This window comes from Treponema sp. R80B11-R83G3 (genome assembly GCF_054786115.1).
This window is the reverse complement of sequence record NZ_BDHF01000564.1, coordinates 1-385: the sequence shown is the minus strand read 5'-3', so window position 1 is coordinate 385 and position 385 is coordinate 1. Positions and strand designations below refer to the sequence as shown.

At 46.5% G+C, this 385-nt stretch carries 1 pseudogene; it reads right to left on the bottom strand.

The window, feature by feature from the left end:
* Nucleotides 1-385: pseudogene (locus ACYVRH_RS14990) on the bottom strand (LCP family protein); the annotation flags it as partial.

Below are 385 nucleotides of genomic sequence, written 5' to 3'. Positions count from 1 at the left end.
CATTACCGACTGTTCCTCAAAATCGCGGGTAAGAGAGGCAAGAGTTTGGCGCACAACTTCCTTTACAAGATTACCGTCCCAGTGCGGAATAATCAGCATCTGACCTGATACTTCCCGCAGGTTCCCTCCTACAGACTGAATATTGGTTCTGTCCGTATCTATATTGACAAACTCGTCAAGAAGAAGCGTCATCGCGCGCTGGTTCATGCTTGTCCTGAAAAATGAATGGTACATTTTCGCCGCCTGCGGATTGTTAAGCCTGTCATTCATCTGTATCTGCCGATGCAAATAACCTAAAAAGAAACGCTGCCTTCTAAAAACCGACATTTCACTGTCTTCATGCGGAAGACTGTATGTCGCGTAAAGGCTTGCCTTGTCTCCGTCA